Origin of the sequence: Leclercia sp. UBA5076, assembly GCF_002416465.1 — a bacterium.
Taxonomy (GTDB): Bacteria; Pseudomonadota; Gammaproteobacteria; order Enterobacterales; family Enterobacteriaceae; genus Enterobacter.
The window spans coordinates 309,376-325,950 of record NZ_DIAO01000014.1; the positions used below are offsets into that span (position 1 = coordinate 309,376).

Consider the following 16,575-nt stretch of genomic DNA (forward strand, 5'->3'; position numbering starts at 1 on the left):
TCTCGCGGTGGACAAAAGGAGCGCTATCTTAACCTGTTTGCGGCCCGGTTGCTCAGAAGAGGGCGTTTTTGTCGATCCCCAGGCGCTTCATGCGCGACAGAAGGGTGGTGCGTTTCAGCCCCAGACGCTGGGCCGCGCCTCGCGGTCCGGCGATCACGCCGTTGGTCTCTTTCAGCACCCGCACAATGTGCTGATACTCCTCCTCGCCTTCGCGAATTTCGCTCACCACGGTCTCCGGCGCGGTACTGCTGGCGCGATGAAAATCGATATCCGGCATCGAAAGCTGCAGGACGTTGCCGCGGGTGAGCAACACGGCACGCTCAATCACGTTTTCCAGCTCGCGCACGTTGCCCGGCCACTCCATCCTGCTGAGCTGGCGCAGGGTCTCCGCCGGAATGCTGTCGATGTTGCGCCCCAGACGGTGGGCAATCTTAAAGGTGAAGGATTTCACCAGCAGGGGAATATCTTCCGGGCGTTCGCGCAGCGGCGGCAGGAAGATCGGGAAGACGTTAAGACGATAGTAGAGATCGCTGCGGAATTCGCGGTCGGCCACCATCTGCGTCAGATCGCGGTTGGTGGCGGCAATCAGCCGCACGTCGGTGTGGATGATGCGGTTGCTGCCGAGGCGCTCAAACTCCTGCTCCTGGAGCACGCGCAGCAGCTTGGGCTGGAGCTCAATGGGCATATCGCCCACTTCATCCAGAAACAGGGTGCTTTTGTCCGCCAGCTCAAAGCGGCCAATGCGCTGGGCGCTGGCGCCGGTAAAGGCCCCGCGTTCGTGGCCAAAGAGATCGCTCTCCAGTAGCCCGGCAGGCATCGCCGCGCAGTTCATCTTCACCATCCGCCGGTCGCTGCGCCCGCTCTGGTTGTGAATGGCGCGGGCAATCAGCTCCTTACCCGTGCCGGTCTCGCCGAGGATCAGCACGGTACTGTTGCTCCGGGCGACCATCTCCACCTGCTTCATCACCGTCATCATGGCGCTGCTGCGGCCAATGATTTCGCCAAAATCGGTGGCAACGTTGTTGATCTGCTCGGTCAGGGCGAGGTTTTCGTCGATCAACCGCTCCTTGAGATGGCTGATTTCCCGGTAGGAGAGGGCGTTATCCACGGCGATGGCGACACGTTCGGCAATCTGGTTCAGCAGCTTCAGATTGGACGGGGTAAACACCTGGGCGTTGCACTGCGCCAGCTTCAGGGTGCCCAGCACCCGGTCGCGGAACATCAGCGGGAACAGGCAGAGGGTCTGATCCTGCTCGCCCCACATATCAAACAGCATGCGTTCATAGGGGGCGTGCTGATCCCGGTGATGCAGGTTAAGCATCAGCATCTGCCTGTTGCGCATCACTTTTTCGGACAGGGTGCCCTTTTCATCCACTTCGCTCTGGTCGTGCAGGGGCGCCTCTTTATCGAGATAGTGGGTGGAGTAGACGAGGAGCTTCCCTTTGCGATCGCTGCGCAGCACCATGCTGATGGAGTCGATGCCGAAGTTGCGCTGGATCTCCTGCGCCACCTCCGACACCAGCTCATCAAGGTCGAGCTTCGACAGCACGGCGTTGGTGATCGCCACCAGCAGGCGAAAATCGTTACGCTCCCGCCAGAGCAGGTCGTAGTTGTCGCTGTTGTGCAGCCGCGCCTGGATCTGCTCCACGGCCAGCCCGGCCGCCTGGGTGAGGGTTTGCAGGCGGGAAAAATCGCTGTCGCTCCAGGGTTTCTCCTGGGTGCGCAAAAACTCGCAGCCGCCGAAGATGCGGCCATCGGCGGCGATGGGCGTCAGGCAGTAGTGGGCAAATGAGGGATAACGATCGAGGGCGGCAAGCTGCGGCCAGGTCTCGTTAAAGGTCGCCGCCGTGCAGTGCAGCACGTCCGGGCGGGAAAGCATGCGGCGAAAAGGGCCGCTCGCCAGCAGGGGCTCATCTTCGTAGCGGATATCACAGCCCTGTTCGTCGGTGCTGTAGAGACAGACCCGGCGCGATTCCGACTGCCAGAGCAGAATATGAACGCTATCGGCGAGGTTTATCTGCCGGACATGCTGGGTCAGCGCCTGCGCCAGGGCGCAAAGATCGGTCTGTTGCAGCAGAGTACGGGTAATGTCGAACAATCCGTGATCGACAGGATCGTTGGTGGGTGTATACGACATGCGTTTTATCCAGAGTATCCAGAAAAATAAGAGACGAATGCGCCGCCCGGATCAGCAAATTCGCGGCAGTGGCTCGCTGTGGGGCAAATTCAGCGACCGTTTTACGCCGTATAGTCCGGTAAGTCGTACCCCTTTGTGCTCAACCACCTCACCAATAATAGCGGCGTTCACGCCCAAAGGATGCGCCCGCAGCCGGGCCAGCACCCGTTCGGCCGCCTGGCGTTCCACCACGATAGCCAGCTTGCCTTCGTTGGCGAAGTTGAGCGGGTCAAGCCCCAGCAGTTCGCACGCGCCGCGCACGGCAGGTTTCACCGGCAGGCTGGCTTCTTCTATTTCAATCCCGCAGCCGCTGCTGGCGGCAAACTCATGGGCCACGGCGTTCACGCCGCCGCGGGTGGCGTCGCGCAGGGCTTTGATGCCGGGCTCGCCACGCAGGGCCTGGATCAGCGGCGTCAGTACCGCGCAGTCGCTCTGCAGATCGCCCTCCAGACCTAACCCTTCGCGCAGGTTAAGGATGGTGGCGCCGTGATCGCCGAGCGTGCCGCTCACCAGCAGCACATCCCCGGCCTCAATCTGGCGCATACCCCAGTTTACCCCCTCGGGCACCGAACCGATACCGGCGGTATTAATAAACACTTTATCTGCCGCGCCGCGCGGTACCACCTTGGTATCGCCGGTGACGATGGCAATGCCCGCCGCCGCCGCGGTGGCGGCCATGCTGGTGACGATGCGCTCAAGGGTCGCCATCTCCAGCCCCTCTTCGAGGATAAAGCCGCAGGAGAGCCAGCGCGGGATCGCCCCGCTCACGGCGACATCGTTGGCGGTGCCGCAGATGGCCAGCTTGCCGATATCGCCCCCCGGAAAGAAGAGCGGGTCAATCACGTAGCTGTCGGTGGAAAAGGCCAGCCGGTCGCCGTGGACGGTCAGTTCGTGCAGCGGGATCCGGGCCTGGTCTTCCTGTTCATCCAGCAGCGGGTTGGCGAAGGCGCGCATAAAAAGCTCGCCGATCAGCTGCTGCATCGCCTGTCCGCCGCTGCCGTGGGCGAGGGTTATCTGTTTCAACTTTCACACTCCTGAGAACGGTACTGATACCAGGCGCTGCACGCCCCTTCCGATGAGACCATCAGCGCGCCAAAGGCGCTTTGCGGCGTACATTTGCCGCCAAACAGCGGGCACTGCGCCGGTTTACAGCGCCCGGTGAGTACCTCGCCGCAGCGCGCCTCGGGATCGTCGCAAATCTGTTGCGCCCGGGGGCGAAAGTGACGCTCGGCGTCAAACTGACGATAGGCTTCGGTGAGATGCACGCCGGAGTGCGAAATCACCCCCAGCCCGCGCCACTCGCTGTCGCCTTCAATGCCGAACACCTCGGCGATGGCCGCCTGGGCCACGGCGTTGCCCCCTTCCGGGACGATACGGCGATACTGATTTTCGACCTGGCTTATGCCGGCAATCTTCTGCTCCACCAGCATCAGCACCCCCTGTAGCAGATCCACCGGTTCAAAACCGGCCACCGCCAGCGGGCGCTGATGGTCGGCGGCGATAAAGTCGTAGGCATGGATGCCAATCACCATGCTGACGTGCCCCGGCGCCAGGAAGGCGTCGATGCCGTTTTCCGGCTGCGCCAGCAGGCTTTTCAGCACCGGGATCAGCGTGATGTGCTGGCAGAAAAAGAAGAAGTTCTGCACGTTAAGCGCTTTTGCCTGGCGCAGGGTCAGGGCGGTGGCGGGCATGGTGGTTTCAAACCCCAGCCCGAAGAAGACCACCTTGCGATCCGGGTTCTGCCGGGCCAGCTTGAGCGCGTCGGCGGGGGAGTAGATGATCCGCACATCCGCGCCGCGCATGCGGGCGTCGAGCAGCGAGCCATTTTGCCCCGGCACCCGCATCGCATCGCCGAAGGTGCAGAAGATCACCTCCGGATGGCTGGCGATTTCGATGCAGGTATCGATCCGCCCCATCGGCAGGACGCAGACCGGACAGCCGGGGCCGTGAATAAACTCGATGTTGTCGGGCAGGAGCTGATCCAGCCCGAACTTAAAGATGGCGTGGGTGTGACCGCCGCACACCTCCATAATGCGCAGCGGACGGGCATAGGTGTAGGCCAGCAGCCCGGCCCGGGCCTTCAGGGCCTCGATCAGCTGCATCACCTTTTGCGGGTCGCGGTATTCATCAACAAAGCGCATCAGCGGGGATCCTCGCCAAACAGCAGCGGGCCGACGTCCGGCTCCACCTCAAACATGTTCTGCAGGGCGGCGAGGGTATCCAGCGCCTCCTCTTCGTTAATCACGCTCATGGCAAAGCCGACATGCACCAGCACCCACTGCCCGAGACGGCTCTGGCCCTTTTCGTCACGATCGCCAACAAGGGTCAGATCCACATCGCGCAGTACGCCGCACACCTCCACGCTGGCCTGCATGCCGTCATGGATGGCGCTGATCTTTCCAGGAATGCCTATGCACATCGCTGCGCCTCCAGCCAGTCGAGCCAGGCGTCCATCCCGTCGCCGCGGGTGGCGGAGACCAGCAGAATCGCAATTTCCGGGTTTACTTCCCGGGCGGCGGCGAGGCATTTCTCCACGTCAAAATTGAGGTAGGGCAGCAGGTCGACCTTGTTCAGCAGCATCAGCGAGGCGGCGGCGAACATGTGCGGGTACTTCAGCGGCTTATCCTCGCCTTCGGTAACGGAGAGCACCGCCACCTTATGGCGCTCGCCAAGATCGAAGCTCGCCGGGCAGACCAGGTTGCCGACATTCTCAATAAACATAATGCCGCCATCCTCCAGCGGCAGGCGCGCCATCGCATCCGCGATCATCTGCGCGTCGAGATGGCAGCCCTTGCCGGTGTTGACCTGGATGGCGGGGGTGCCGGTGGCGCGGATCCGCTCGGCGTCGTTCACCGTCTGCTGATCGCCCTCGATCACCGCGCAGGGTACGCGCTGCTGCAAACGTTTTAAGGTCTCGGTCAGCAGGGTGGTTTTACCGGAGCCGGGGCTGGAGACCAGGTTCAGCGCCAGCTGGTTGCGGGCGCTGAATAGCGCGGTTGCGCCGGGCGAGCGCATTATTTTTGCCCAGCACGTCCATCTCGATCTCCACCATTTTGCGCTGGCTGAGGCCGGGCGCATGGGTGCCCGCCTCGCCGTGGCCGTAATCCAGCTGGCCCGCCAGGGGCTCTGTCGGGGTAAAAGCCTGAGCGTCCACGCGGGTGATGCGCAGCGCCGGACGGTGTGCCGGCGCAAAGGGGGCGCTGCGAAAAGCGGAGTGCGGGTTATGCTCATCGCCTTCAATATAGAGGTTGCCCTGATCGCAACCGCAGGTGGTACACATGGTTTACTCCTGTTCAATTTCCAGACGCGTGATATGCAGCCCGTCATCAGCGACGATATTCAGGTTCGCCCCGCCGCACTGCGGGCAGCGTCGTACGCGGTGGGTCACCAGCTCGACGTAGGCTTTGCAATCCTGACACCAGCATTCCGCCTGCTGCTCTTCGAGATGCAGGGCGCAGCCTTCGGCGACCGTCTCGCGGCACACCAGCTCAAAGCAAAACTGCAGGGCGCTGCTCTCCACACAGGAGAAGGCGCCGACGCGCAGCCAGACGCCCGTCACGCGTTTCGCCTGATGCTGGTGAGCCTGTTTTTCGATCAATTCCAGCGCCTGCTGGCAGAGGGTGATTTCGTGCATTGTGCTGTTCCCGGTAAAGTCTGGCCGGATTAAGCAATATTGATGCCATCTTTTAGCAGCAGGGTGGCGAGAGCGGACACGCTGCCCGGTCAAAGATGACGAAATGACATGTCATTTTGTGTGATCTTTTCGGCTTTAAAAATAATTTACCTTCAAATTCAACAAATTAAAAAATGGCACGAAACGTGCTTAAGGGAGCGAACTCTTTACACATTACGCATCAGGTACGTCACATGACACTTTCCGAATTAAGTGAGAAGGCCACCATCATTGCCGGACAGCAGCGGGTGCTGCGATCCCACTGGAACCACTACGGCAATTCGTTGATTCAGGCCATCACCCTCTCTAAAGCCAGCCTGCACCTTACCGTGGGCTGCAACACCGACAGCGGGCTCGGCTTCTGGCTGTTCGACCACTTCCTTATCCGCGTCACGCCGGAGCAGGCGTTCAACGGCCATATCTTCAGTTACACCGTTGAAGAGCGCGATAACCCCGAAAGCGTGCTGATTGGCCACGTCCGTCTCGGGGACGATGGCATGCTGGATGGCGAGATCAACGTCGACCAGCGTGAGGCGGTGCTGAACCATTTCCTGAACAAAATCAGCGGGGTTTACGCCGCGATCTGGCAGGCAACGCAACGCGGCGAATCCCTGACCCTCGCCGTCCTCGCGCAGCACCACGCTGCGGTCTGAGCCGGGTGTCGACAGGTGTCGAAAATGACACTTCCGCCCGTTTTTCGTCAAAAATGACTATCACCAGAGGAAACCAGGTGAATCGTTTTGTAATTGCTGATCCCTCGCTCTGTATCGGCTGCCACACCTGTGAGGCGGCCTGTTCAGAAAACCATCGCCAGCATGGCCTGCAAAGCCAGCCGCGGCTGAAAGTGATGCGTAACAGTAAAGACTCCGCGCCGCAGCTCTGTCATCACTGCGAAGACGCCCCCTGCGCCCAGGTCTGCCCGGTCAACGCCATCACCCGCGTTGACGGCGCTATCCAGCTCAATGAAAGCCTGTGCGTCAGCTGCAAGCTGTGCGGCATCGCCTGTCCGTTCGGCGCCATCGAGTTTGCCGGCAGCCGCCCGCTGGCGATCCCCGCCAACAGCAACACCAGCAAAGCGCCGATGGCGCCCCCGGCTCCGGCCCGCGTCAGTCCGTTCCTCGACTGGGTGCCGGGCGTGCGCGCCATCGCGGTGAAGTGCGACCTGTGCCACTTCGACCCGGACGGCCCGGCGTGCGTACGCACCTGTCCGACCAAATCCCTGCGTCTGGTGAATAACCAGGATATCGCCCGCGCCAGCAAGCGCAAACGCGAGCTCACTATCAATACGGATCTGGGCGATCTGTCGTTGTTCCAGTCGCAACAAGGAGAGCGCTGATGAATGCCTTTTCGTTAATTAACCAGGCGCTGGGCTGGTACCTCGTCAGCGCCGTGCTGGCGCTGGTGTTCAGCGCCAACCGCACGCTCAGCGGCGCCATCACCGGCTTTGGCGGGGCGATTGCCAGCGCCCTGGCGGTAACCGCGGGGGGAATTGCGCTGCTGGCCGCGCCGCACATCTCCCTGCCGGGGGAGATCGCCTGGCTTCACGTCAACATCCAGATGAGCGGCATCCGGGCGGTGTGGCTTATCGCCATCGGTCTGCCGGCGCTGCTCATCAGCCTCTTTACCGTCGCCTGGCATCGCCACCCGCAGGCTAAAAGTAACGGCCTGCTGACCAACCTGCTGATGGCCGCCGCCGTCGCCGCGATCATGGTTGATAACCTCGGCTGGCTGGTGGTGATGGCGGAGATCATGGCCCTGTGCGGCGCGTTTCTTACCGGCTGCGCTCAGTCCGGCAAGCTCTGGTTTGTGCTGGGGCGTCTGGGGACGCTGCTGCTGGCCTTCGCCTGCTGGCAGGCGTGGCGCTACTACGGCACCCTGGACTTTGCGGTAATGGGGGCGATGGCCTCTGACCAGGCGCCGGGAGCCAGCATCTGGCTGCCGGGTCTGGCGGGCTTTGGCCTGCTGGCGGGGGTGATCCCGCTGCACGGCTGGGCACCCCAGGCGCATGCAAACGCCAGCGCGCCTGCCGCGGCGCTCTTCTCCACGGTGGTGATGAAGGTGGGCCTCTACGGCATGCTGACCGTCGCGCTTTGCGGGGCGCTGCCGCCGCTGTGGCTCGGGGTGCTGCTGCTGGTGATGGGCATGATCACCGCCTTTGTCGGCGGACTCTATGCCCTGATGGAGCACAACATCCAGCGCCTGCTGGCGTACCACACCCTGGAGAACATCGGCATTATCCTGCTCGGCCTGGGGGCAGGGGTGAGCGGCATCGCGCTGCAAAGCCCGCTGCTGGTGGCGCTGGGCTTTACCGGCGGGCTCTATCACCTGGTGAACCACGGCCTGTTTAAAACCACGCTCTTCCTCGGCGCGGGTGCGGTGTGGTATCGCACCGGCCATCGCGATATCGAGAAGCTGGGCGGCATCGGCAAAAAAATGCCGCTCATCTCCCTTGCGATGCTGGTGGGGCTGATGGCGATGGCGGCGCTGCCGCCGCTGAACGGGTTTGCCGGGGAGTGGGTGATCTACCAGTCCTTCTTTAACCTCGGCACCCACGATGCCTTTGTTGCCCGCCTGCTGGGGCCACTGCTGACGACCGGCCTGGCGATCACCGGCGCGCTGGCGGTGATGTGTATGGCGAAAGTCTACGGCGTCACCTTCCTCGGCGCACCGCGTACCCCGGAGGCGGAAAACGCCTGCTGCGCCCCGTGGCTGATGACCGCCAGTACCGTGCTGGCGGCGCTCTGCTGCGTGGCGGGCGGCGTGGCCGCGCCGTGGCTTCTGCCGGTGATTGGCCGCCTGTTCCCGGTGAACGGCGGGGCGGTGAACACTGTCTCCCAGCCGATGATCACTCTCCTGCTGCTGGCGGGGCTGCTGCTGCCCTTTATCGTTCTGGTGCTCTTCAAAGGCAACCGCCTGGCGAACCGCGCCCGCGGCTTTGCCTGGGTGTGCGGCTACGACCACGAGCAGTCGATGGTCATCACCGCCCACGGCTTTGCCATGCCGGTTAAGGAGTCCTTCGCGCCGGTGCTGAAGCTGCGCAAATGGCTCAACCCGGTGCGCTTTATCCCCGGCTGGCAATGCGACTGCACCGCCGTGTTGTTCCACCGTATCGCCCTGATTGAGCTGGCGGTGCTGGTGGTTGTCGTTATCTCCCGAGGAGCCTGAACATGACTTTGATCTACGCACTGATTCAGGCGCTGGTGCTCTTTGCCGCAGCGCCGCTGCTGGCGGGCATCACCCGCGTGGCCCGCGCCCGCCTGCATACCCGTCGCGGGCCGGATATCTTCCAGGAGTACCGCGATCTCATCAAGCTGCTGGGCCGCCAGAGCGTGGCCCCGGCCGCCTCCGGCTGGGTCTTCCGCCTGATGCCGTTGGTGATGGTGGGGGTAATGTTCGCCATCGCCAGCGCGCTGCCGGTGATCACGCTCGCCTCGCCGCTGCCCGCGCTGGGGGATCTCATCACCCTGATCTACCTCTTCGCCATCGCGCGCTTCTTCTTTGCCATTGCCGGGCTCGATACCGGCAGCCCGTTCACCGGGATTGGCGCCAGCCGCGAAGCGATGCTCGGCGTGCTGGTGGAGCCGATCTTGCTGCTCGGTCTGTGGGTTGCCGCTCAGGTGGCAGGCACCACCCACATCAGCGCGGTGACCGCCACCATCTACCACTGGCCGGCGGCGCACACCGTAACGCTATTCCTTGCTCTGTGCGCCTGCGCCTTCGCCACCTTTATCGAGATGGGCAAGCTGCCGTTTGACCTTGCCGAAGCGGAGCAGGAGCTGCAGGAAGGGCCATTGTCGGAGTACAGCGGGGCGGGCTTTGCCCTGCTCAAGTGGGGCATCAGCCTGAAACAGCTGGTGGTGCTGCAGATGTTCGTCGGGGTGTTTATCCCCTGGGGCCAGATGAGCCACTTCTCCGCAGGCGGCCTGGCGTTGGCCGTCGTCATCGCCGTGGTCAAGCTGGTCGTGGGCGTACTGGTGATCGCCCTGTTTGAGAACAGCATGGCGCGCCTGCGCTTTAACGCCACCTCACGAATTACCTGGGCCGGTTTTGGTCTGGCATTTTTAGCTTTCGTCTCCTTGCTGGCGGCGTGACTGTAGAGAATACCCATGTCTGAAGAAAAAATTGGTCAACACTATCTCGCCGCACTGCACCAGGCCTTTCCTGGCGTGGTGCTGGATGAAGCCTGGCAGACCAAAGATCAAATCACCGTCACGGTGAAAATTAACTACCTGCCGGAAGTGGTCGAGTTCCTCTATTACAAACAGGGCGGCTGGCTGTCGGTGCTCTTTGGCAACGATGAGCGCCAGCTCTGCGGCAGCTATGCCGTCTACTACGTGCTGTCGATGGAGCAGGGCACCCGCTGCTGGCTCACCGTGCGCGTGGAGGTGGATGCCGATAAACCGGAATTTCCGTCCGTCACTCCGCGTGTGCCTGCCGCCGTCTGGGGCGAGCGCGAAGTGCGCGACATGTACGGCCTGATCCCGGTCGGGCTGCCGGACGAGCGCCGCCTGGTGCTGCCGGACGACTGGCCGGACGAACTCTATCCGCTGCGTAAAGACAGCATGGATTACCGCCAGCGTCCGGCCCCGACCACCGACAAAGAGACCTACGCGTTCATTAACGAGCTCGGCGACAAGAAAAATAACGTGGTGCCGATTGGCCCGCTGCACGTCACCTCCGACGAGCCGGGCCACTTCCGCCTGTTCGTTGACGGCGAGAACATCATCGACGCCGACTACCGCCTGTTCTACGTCCACCGCGGCATGGAGAAGCTGGCCGAAACCCGGATGGGCTACAACGAAGTGACCTTCCTGTCAGATCGCGTCTGCGGTATCTGCGGCTTTGCCCACAGCACCGCCTACACCACCTCGGTGGAGAACGCGATGGGGATCGTGGTGCCGGAACGCGCCCAGATGATCCGCGCCATTCTGCTGGAGGTGGAGCGTCTGCACTCGCACCTGCTCAACCTCGGCCTGGCCTGCCACTTCGTCGGTTTTGACTCCGGCTTTATGCAGTTCTTCCGCGTGCGCGAGACCTCCATGAAGATGGCGGAGATCCTCACCGGGGCGCGTAAAACCTACGGCCTGAACCTGATCGGCGGTATCCGTCGCGATCTGCTGAAAGAGGACATGATCGCCACCCGCCAGCTGGCCCAGCAGATGCGCCGTGAGGTGCAGGATCTGGTGGATATTCTGCTGAGCACGCCGAACATCGAACAGCGCACCGTGGGCATTGGCCGCCTCGACCCGCAGATCGCCCGCGACTTCAGCAACGTCGGCCCGATGGTGCGCGCCAGCGGCCACGCCCGCGACACCCGCGCCGATCACCCGTTTGTCGGTTACGGCCTGCTGCCGATGGAAGTGCACAGCGAGCAGGGCTGCGACGTCATCTCCCGCCTGAAGGTGCGCATCAACGAGGTCTTTACCGCTCTGAACATGATCGACTTCGGCCTGGATAACCTGCCGGGCGGCGCGCTGATGGTGGAAGGCTTCACCTACATCCCGAACCGCTTTGCGCTGGGCTTCAGCGAAGCGCCGCGCGGGGATGATATCCACTGGAGCATGACCGGCGACAACCAGAAGCTCTGGCGCTGGCGCTGCCGGGCGGCCACCTACGCCAACTGGCCGACCCTGCGCTACATGCTGCGCGGCAACACCGTCTCCGACGCGCCGCTGATTATCGGCAGCCTCGATCCTTGCTACTCCTGCACCGACCGCATGACGGTGGTGGATGTGCGCAAGAAGAAAAGCCAGGTGGTGCCGTACAAAGAGCTGGAGCGCTACAGCATTGAACGCAAAAATTCGCCGCTGAAATAAGGACTTGCCATGTTTACCTTTATCAAAAAAGTGATCAAAACCGGCACGGTGACGGAGTCCTATCCCCTCCAGCCGATTGCGGTCGACAAAAATATGCGTGGCAAGCCGGAGCACGATCCCCAGCAGTGTATCGGCTGCGCAGCCTGCGTGAATGCCTGCCCGTCGAATGCCCTGACGGTGGAGACGGATCTGCAGTTCGGCCAGCTGGCCTGGCAGTTCAACCTGGGGCGCTGCATCTTCTGCGGCCGTTGCGAAGAGGTCTGCCCGACTACTGCCATTAAGCTCTCCCAGGAGTATGAGCTGGCGGTGTGGAGTAAAGCGGATTTCCTGCAACAGTCGCGCTTTGACATCTGCCACTGCCGGGTCTGCAAGCGCCCCTATGCGGTGCAGAAAGAGATTGATTACGCGATCGCCCTGCTGCGCCACAACGGCGACCAGCGCGCCGAATCGCATCGCGAGAGTTTTGAAACCTGCCCGGACTGCAAGCGCCTGCAGGGGCTGACCCCGGCGGACAAAATCCAGCTGACCCGGGAAATGGAGGAAGCGACACGATGAGCGAACTGTTAGGGCCACGTAACGAGCAGGGGATCCCGGTCCCGGTCACGGTGGACGAGTCCATCGCCAGCATGAAGGCCTCGCTGCTGAAAAAAATCAAACGCTCCGCCTACGTCTACCGCGTGGACTGCGGCGGCTGCAACGGCTGCGAGATTGAGATCTTCGCCACCCTGTCGCCTATCTTCGACACCGAGCGCTTTGGCATCAAGGTGGTGCCGTCTCCGCGCCACGCCGACATTCTGCTGTTCACCGGGGCGGTGACCCGCGCCATGCGCTCCCCGGCGCTGCGGGCATGGGAGTCGGCCCCCGATCCGAAGATCTGCATCTCCTACGGCGCCTGCGGCAACTCCGGCGGCATCTTCCATGACCTGTACTGCGTCTGGGGCGGCACCGACAAAATCGTGCCGGTGGATGTCTACATTCCCGGCTGCCCGCCGTCGCCTGCCGCCACGCTCTACGGTTTTGCTATGGCGCTGGGGCTGCTGGAGCAGAAGATCCACGCCCGCGAGCCGGGCAGCCAGGACAACCAGCCCGCCGAACTGCTGCATCCGGAGATGGTCCAGCCCCTGCGGGTACGCATCGACCGCGCCGCCCGCCGCCTGGCGGGCTACCGCTATGGCCGCCAGATCGCCGACGACTTTATGCGTCATCTGATCGAGGGCGATGAGAGCGTGGCCCGCTGGCTGGCAAACGAGAACGATCCGCGCCTGAACGAGATCGTGGGTAACCTCCTCGAGGTGGTCGGGCAGGAGCGTGTGTGATGAGTGAGACGGTGGTATTCAGCCAGCTCAGCCGCAAGTTCATTGACCAGAATGACAACACGCCTGCTGATGCCCAGCAGGTGATCTACTACGGCCTGGCCATCGGCCATCATCTGGGGGTGATCGACTGCCTGGAGGCGGCGCTCACCTGCCCGTGGGAGGATTACCTGGCGTGGATCGCCACCCTCGAAGCGGGGAGCGAGGCGCGGCGCAAGATGGAGGGCGTGCCGCGCTACGGGGAGATTGTCATCGACAGTAACCATATTGTGATGCTGGCCAGCGCCTTTGACGCCGCGATAGCGCGCCAGACGGCGCAGCAGCAGGAGTGGAGCGAGGCACTGCTCGTGATGCTCCACGCCATTCACCAGGAGAACGCCATCTACCTGATGGTGAGGAGGCAACGTGACTGATGTATTACTCTGCGTCGGCAACAGCATGATGGGCGACGACGGCGCCGGTCCGCTGCTGGCTGAGATGTGCCGGGAAGCCCCGCGCGGCGACTGGGTGGTGTTTGATGGCGGCAGCGCCCCGGAAAACGACGTGGTTGCGATCCGCGAGCTGCGCCCGGCGCGCCTGCTGATTGTCGATGCGACGGATATGGGGTTAAACCTCGGTGAGATCCGCCGTATCGATCCGGACGACATCGCCGAGATGTTTATGATGACCACCCACAATATGCCGCTCAACTACCTGGTGGATCAGCTGAAGGGGGATGTGGGGGAGGTGGTGTTTTTGGGGATTCAACCGGATATTGTGGGGTTTTATTATCCGATGACGGAGAAGGTGAAGGCGGCGGTTGAGAAGGTTTATGAAAGTCTTCTGGACCGGGATGGGGTGCTGGGGTTTGAGGAGTTGTAGCGCGTAATCACGAAGGTACCTCTCTGGAAATGCCCGGTGGCGGCTAGCGCCTTACCGGGCCTACGTTTATTGATAGCGTGGGTTTTGTAGGCCGTGCAAGGCGTCAGCCGCCGCCCGGCAAGTGCGAGCACAATATTAAAACCGGGTTGCTGACTGCGTGTACCTCTCTGAAAATCCCGGTGGCGGCTTACGCCTTACCGGACCTGTGCCTGTGTTTTTTATTAGTTCTGATTTTCGTAAAGTGGTAAACCGAAATTAATTTTAACGGATATATGAGCACAGGAGTTTAAGGCGTGAGATCGCATGAAAGAGTAGGGAAGATGTTTACGCTTGCCGTTGTGGTCAGCCTTGCGGCGGGTTGTGCGCCGTTACAGCCTTCTGGATGCCACAAAACCACCGCGATGGGGAGTTGCAGTTCTGGCCGCTGGGACGATCAGGATGCGTGGGGCGCGCAGGCGCGGGGGATCAAGGCGGCGATAGAAGATAAAATTGCTGAGCCACAACGCTGGAAGGGCAAAAAATGCCGACTGCATATGGAATTTGCGCAGGATGGTACGGCTTTAAAGGTATCAACCAGCAAGGGCAACAAAGAGTATTGTGAGGCGGTGAAACTGGCGGCCCAAAAAGCGAAGTTCCCGACGTTTAGTAATCCGGAGGTGTATAGGGATTTTCAAAAGGCTGGGTTTGATATGCAGGGGTAGGTGGCGGACTATTGTTGAAATGTCCGCTTTGTGCCAGAAGCGGACGTTGTTAAGCTCATGCAGTATGGATTCACGAAGAACAGACGTTATATTTTGTCCTGATTGACACGGGATGAAAGCTCCTGATGGCTCTCTTTTCGCTCGCTGTAACGATCCGCAAGATAACCGGTTTGTCCCTTAAGCAGCAGTGTGATTTTAAACAGCTCCTCGGCTACATCGACGATGCGGTCATACCATGACGAAGGTTTCATTCGGCCGTTTTCGTCGAACTCTTGCCATGCCTTGGCTACGGAGGACTGGTTGGGGATCGTAAACATCCGCATCCAGCGACCCAGAATGCGCATCTGATTCACGGCATTGAAGGACTGCGAACCGCCGCAAACCTGCATTACCGCAAGCGTTTTACCCTGTGAAGGACGCACTGCGCCTTTACTTAAGGGTATCCAGTCGACTTGTGCCTTCATAACTGCGCTCATTGCGCCATGCCGCTCCGGTGAACTCCACACCATCCCGTCACACCATCTGACAAGACCGCGCAGCTCGGTAACTTTAGGGTGCGTGTCCGGCGCATCATCCGGCAGGGGTAAATCGGAGGGGTTAAAGAGTTTCACATCCGCGCCCATCGCCGTCAGCAGGCGACCGGCTTCCTCCGCGGCAAAACGGCTGTAGGAGCGCTCCCTTACTGAGCCATACAGGATCAGAATCCGTGGCGGCTCCTGCAGGTGCAGGCGTTCGGCAATGTGTTGATCAAAGCATTCAGTATTCAGTATTCAGTATTCAGGGCAGGAAATTGTTCCATTTTTCTCCTCCGGAGAGAACAGGTGATTTCAAAATAAATACATATGATTTAACATATGTGTATTCTAATGGGAACGGAGTGAAAAATGCTACAACCTGTTCAGCTTTTCAAAATCCTGTCGGATGAAACCCGGCTCGCCATCGTGATGCTTCTCCGGGAGTCCGGAGAACTGTGCGTCTGCGATATCTGTGCGGTCACCTCCGAATCGCAGCCCAAAATATCGCGACATATGGCTATTCTGCGCGAGGCCGGGCTGGTACTTGACCGTCGGGAAGGCAAATGGATCCACTATCGTCTGTCACCCCACATACCGGCATGGGCAGCAGAGACAATCACGACGACCTGGCAGTGTATGCGGGAGGATGTGCGTGAATGGCTGGATAAATCAGCCTGCACCACCTGCTGAGAAAGGAAAACACATTTACATAATCATATATAACGGAGTCTGAGATGCTTTTGGCAGGGAGTATGTTTTTACTGACGCTGGTACTGGTGATCTGGCAACCCAGAGGCCTGAGTATTGGCTGGAGCGCGAGTATCGGGGCTGTGCTGGCGCTGGGAACCGGTGTCATCCATATCGCTGATATTCCCGTTGTCTGGAATATCGTCTGGAACGCGACAGCGGCATTTATTGCGGTCATCATCATCAGCCTGCTGCTCGATGAGTCCGGCTTCTTTGAATGGGCCGCACTGCACGTCTCCCGCTGGGGTAACGGACGTGGCCGCCTGCTTTTCACCTGGATAGTCTTGCTCGGTGCTGCTGTTGCTGCGTTGTTTGCCAATGACGGCGCCGCGCTGATCCTGACGCCGATTGTGATTGCGATGCTGCTCGCACTGGGGTTCAGCCAGGGCACGACACTGGCCTTTGTCATGGCCGCAGGATTTATTGCAGATACGGCCAGCCTGCCACTCATTGTGTCTAACCTGGTTAATATCGTCTCGGCGGACTTCTTCGGTCTGGGCTTTACGCAGTACGCCTCCGTTATGATCCCCGTGGATGCGGCAGCGATTGCGGCCACGCTGGTCATGCTGCATCTCTTCTTCCGCAGGGATATTCCGGCAACGTATGACGTTTCGCTGCTGAAGACGCCTGTCAGTGCGATCAAGGATCCGGCCACCTTCAGGGCGGGCTGGATTGTCCTGTTATTGCTGCTTGTCGGTTTCTTTGTTCTGGAGCCGCTGGGGATCCCGGTCAGTGCGATAGCGGCGGCTGGCGCAGCAGTGCTGTTTGTGGTG

18 protein-coding genes and 1 pseudogene are annotated in these 16,575 nt (G+C 61.1%); 12 read left to right on the forward strand and 7 right to left on the reverse strand.

Annotation, left to right across the window (positions count from 1 at the left end; translation table 11 throughout):
* Positions 1-52 precede the first annotated feature (52 nt).
* The 6 genes and pseudogenes from flhA to hypA form a co-directional block, all read right to left on the reverse strand.
* Positions 53-2,137 (reverse strand): formate hydrogenlyase transcriptional activator FlhA, encoded by a 2,085-nt coding sequence (flhA, locus tag B3X29_RS14830; protein WP_159339763.1) that lies wholly within the window; start codon positions 2,135-2,137, stop codon positions 53-55.
* 51 nt (positions 2,138-2,188) lie between these two features.
* Positions 2,189-3,199 carry a hydrogenase expression/formation protein HypE gene (gene hypE, locus B3X29_RS14835; RefSeq protein ID WP_159339764.1) on the reverse strand — a complete coding sequence of 337 codons (1,011 nt, stop codon included), beginning with the start codon at positions 3,197-3,199 and terminating at the stop codon, positions 2,189-2,191.
* Entirely contained in the window at positions 3,196-4,317 is a 1,122-nt protein-coding gene (gene hypD / locus B3X29_RS14840; protein ID WP_159339765.1) for a hydrogenase formation protein HypD, read from the reverse strand. The genes hypE and hypD overlap by 4 nt, the downstream gene beginning before the upstream one ends.
* Positions 4,317-4,595 carry a HypC/HybG/HupF family hydrogenase formation chaperone gene (locus B3X29_RS14845; RefSeq protein WP_159339766.1) on the reverse strand — a complete coding sequence of 93 codons (279 nt, stop codon included), beginning with the start codon at positions 4,593-4,595 and terminating at the stop codon, positions 4,317-4,319. The genes hypD and B3X29_RS14845 overlap by 1 nt, the downstream gene beginning before the upstream one ends.
* Positions 4,586-5,456: pseudogene (hypB, locus tag B3X29_RS14850) on the reverse strand (hydrogenase nickel incorporation protein HypB). The gene B3X29_RS14845 and the pseudogene hypB overlap by 10 nt, the downstream one beginning before the upstream one ends.
* 3 nt (positions 5,457-5,459) lie before the next feature.
* Positions 5,460-5,810: a hydrogenase maturation nickel metallochaperone HypA gene (gene hypA, locus B3X29_RS14855; protein WP_103178595.1), complete on the reverse strand. Its 351-nt coding sequence runs from the start codon at positions 5,808-5,810 to the stop codon at positions 5,460-5,462.
* A gap of 233 nt (positions 5,811-6,043) precedes the next feature.
* Here hypA and B3X29_RS14860 point away from each other — a divergent pair, with 233 nt between their 5' ends.
* The 10 genes from B3X29_RS14860 to B3X29_RS14905 all read left to right on the forward strand — a co-directional run bounded on the left by B3X29_RS14860 (position 6,044) and on the right by B3X29_RS14905 (position 14,540).
* Positions 6,044-6,502, forward strand: coding sequence for a transcriptional regulator (locus B3X29_RS14860; protein ID WP_159339768.1), 459 nt, complete (start codon positions 6,044-6,046; stop codon positions 6,500-6,502).
* Between the two features lie 77 nt (positions 6,503-6,579).
* Positions 6,580-7,185, forward strand: coding sequence for a 4Fe-4S dicluster domain-containing protein (locus B3X29_RS14865; protein ID WP_103178597.1), 606 nt, complete (start codon positions 6,580-6,582; stop codon positions 7,183-7,185).
* Positions 7,185-9,014: a formate hydrogenlyase subunit 3 gene (hycC, locus tag B3X29_RS14870; RefSeq protein ID WP_159339769.1), complete on the forward strand. Its 1,830-nt coding sequence runs from the start codon at positions 7,185-7,187 to the stop codon at positions 9,012-9,014. The genes B3X29_RS14865 and hycC overlap by 1 nt, the downstream gene beginning before the upstream one ends.
* Before the next feature lie 2 nt (positions 9,015-9,016).
* Positions 9,017-9,940 (forward strand): respiratory chain complex I subunit 1 family protein, encoded by a 924-nt coding sequence (locus tag B3X29_RS14875; protein WP_159339770.1) that lies wholly within the window; start codon positions 9,017-9,019, stop codon positions 9,938-9,940.
* Positions 9,941-9,955: 15 nt separating this feature from the next.
* Positions 9,956-11,665: a formate hydrogenlyase subunit HycE gene (gene hycE / locus B3X29_RS14880; RefSeq protein WP_159339771.1), complete on the forward strand. Its 1,710-nt coding sequence runs from the start codon at positions 9,956-9,958 to the stop codon at positions 11,663-11,665.
* A 9-nt stretch (positions 11,666-11,674) separates the two neighbouring features.
* Complete coding sequence (locus tag B3X29_RS14885) at positions 11,675-12,220, forward strand: formate hydrogenlyase complex iron-sulfur subunit (RefSeq protein ID WP_103178601.1); 546 nt, start codon at positions 11,675-11,677, stop codon at positions 12,218-12,220.
* Positions 12,217-12,981: an NADH-quinone oxidoreductase subunit B family protein gene (gene nuoB / locus B3X29_RS14890; RefSeq protein WP_103178602.1), complete on the forward strand. Its 765-nt coding sequence runs from the start codon at positions 12,217-12,219 to the stop codon at positions 12,979-12,981. The genes B3X29_RS14885 and nuoB overlap by 4 nt, the downstream gene beginning before the upstream one ends.
* Positions 12,981-13,391, forward strand: a complete 411-nt coding sequence (locus B3X29_RS14895; protein WP_103178603.1) for a formate hydrogenlyase maturation HycH family protein — start codon at positions 12,981-12,983, stop codon at positions 13,389-13,391. The genes nuoB and B3X29_RS14895 overlap by 1 nt, the downstream gene beginning before the upstream one ends.
* Positions 13,384-13,839 carry a hydrogenase maturation peptidase HycI gene (gene hycI, locus B3X29_RS14900; RefSeq protein WP_290556457.1) on the forward strand — a complete coding sequence of 152 codons (456 nt, stop codon included), beginning with the start codon at positions 13,384-13,386 and terminating at the stop codon, positions 13,837-13,839. The genes B3X29_RS14895 and hycI overlap by 8 nt, the downstream gene beginning before the upstream one ends.
* Before the next feature lie 320 nt (positions 13,840-14,159).
* The gene (locus B3X29_RS14905) at positions 14,160-14,540 is read left to right on the forward strand and encodes a cell envelope integrity TolA C-terminal domain-containing protein (RefSeq protein ID WP_159339772.1); all 381 of its coding nucleotides are present in this window, start codon (positions 14,160-14,162) and stop codon (positions 14,538-14,540) included.
* Positions 14,541-14,626: 86 nt separating this feature from the next.
* Here B3X29_RS14905 and arsH read toward each other — a convergent pair whose 3' ends face one another.
* A complete protein-coding gene (gene arsH / locus B3X29_RS14910; RefSeq protein WP_159339779.1) occupies positions 14,627-15,310 on the reverse strand; it encodes an arsenical resistance protein ArsH in 684 nt (227 codons plus the stop codon).
* Positions 15,311-15,424: 114 nt separating this feature from the next.
* Here arsH and B3X29_RS14915 point away from each other — a divergent pair, with 114 nt between their 5' ends.
* The gene (locus B3X29_RS14915; protein ID WP_103178606.1) at positions 15,425-15,745 is read left to right on the forward strand and encodes a transcriptional regulator; all 321 of its coding nucleotides are present in this window, start codon (positions 15,425-15,427) and stop codon (positions 15,743-15,745) included.
* Between the two features lie 44 nt (positions 15,746-15,789).
* On the forward strand, positions 15,790-16,575 hold a 786-nt coding region (locus tag B3X29_RS14920), incomplete at its 3' end, for an ArsB/NhaD family transporter (protein WP_290556458.1).

Bases quoted from the DNA above. Each gene is read 5' to 3' on its own strand.
- flhA (WP_159339763.1), bottom strand. From the start codon at position 2,137: ATGTCGTATACACCCACCAACGATCCTGTCGATCACGGATTGTTCGAC.
- B3X29_RS14885 (WP_103178601.1), top strand. From the start codon at position 11,675: ATGTTTACCTTTATCAAAAAAGTGATCAAAACCGGCACGGTGACGGAG.
- hypD (WP_159339765.1), bottom strand. From the start codon at position 4,317: ATGCGCTTTGTTGATGAATACCGCGACCCGCAAAAGGTGATGCAGCTG.
- hycC (WP_159339769.1), top strand. From the start codon at position 7,185: ATGAATGCCTTTTCGTTAATTAACCAGGCGCTGGGCTGGTACCTCGTC.
- B3X29_RS14875 (WP_159339770.1), top strand. From the start codon at position 9,017: ATGACTTTGATCTACGCACTGATTCAGGCGCTGGTGCTCTTTGCCGCA.
- B3X29_RS14845 (WP_159339766.1), bottom strand. From the start codon at position 4,595: ATGTGCATAGGCATTCCTGGAAAGATCAGCGCCATCCATGACGGCATG.
- nuoB (WP_103178602.1), top strand. From the start codon at position 12,217: ATGAGCGAACTGTTAGGGCCACGTAACGAGCAGGGGATCCCGGTCCCG.
- B3X29_RS14905 (WP_159339772.1), top strand. From the start codon at position 14,160: ATGTTTACGCTTGCCGTTGTGGTCAGCCTTGCGGCGGGTTGTGCGCCG.
- B3X29_RS14895 (WP_103178603.1), top strand. From the start codon at position 12,981: ATGAGTGAGACGGTGGTATTCAGCCAGCTCAGCCGCAAGTTCATTGAC.
- hycE (WP_159339771.1), top strand. From the start codon at position 9,956: ATGTCTGAAGAAAAAATTGGTCAACACTATCTCGCCGCACTGCACCAG.
- B3X29_RS14860 (WP_159339768.1), top strand. From the start codon at position 6,044: ATGACACTTTCCGAATTAAGTGAGAAGGCCACCATCATTGCCGGACAG.
- B3X29_RS14915 (WP_103178606.1), top strand. From the start codon at position 15,425: ATGCTACAACCTGTTCAGCTTTTCAAAATCCTGTCGGATGAAACCCGG.
- hypA (WP_103178595.1), bottom strand. From the start codon at position 5,810: ATGCACGAAATCACCCTCTGCCAGCAGGCGCTGGAATTGATCGAAAAA.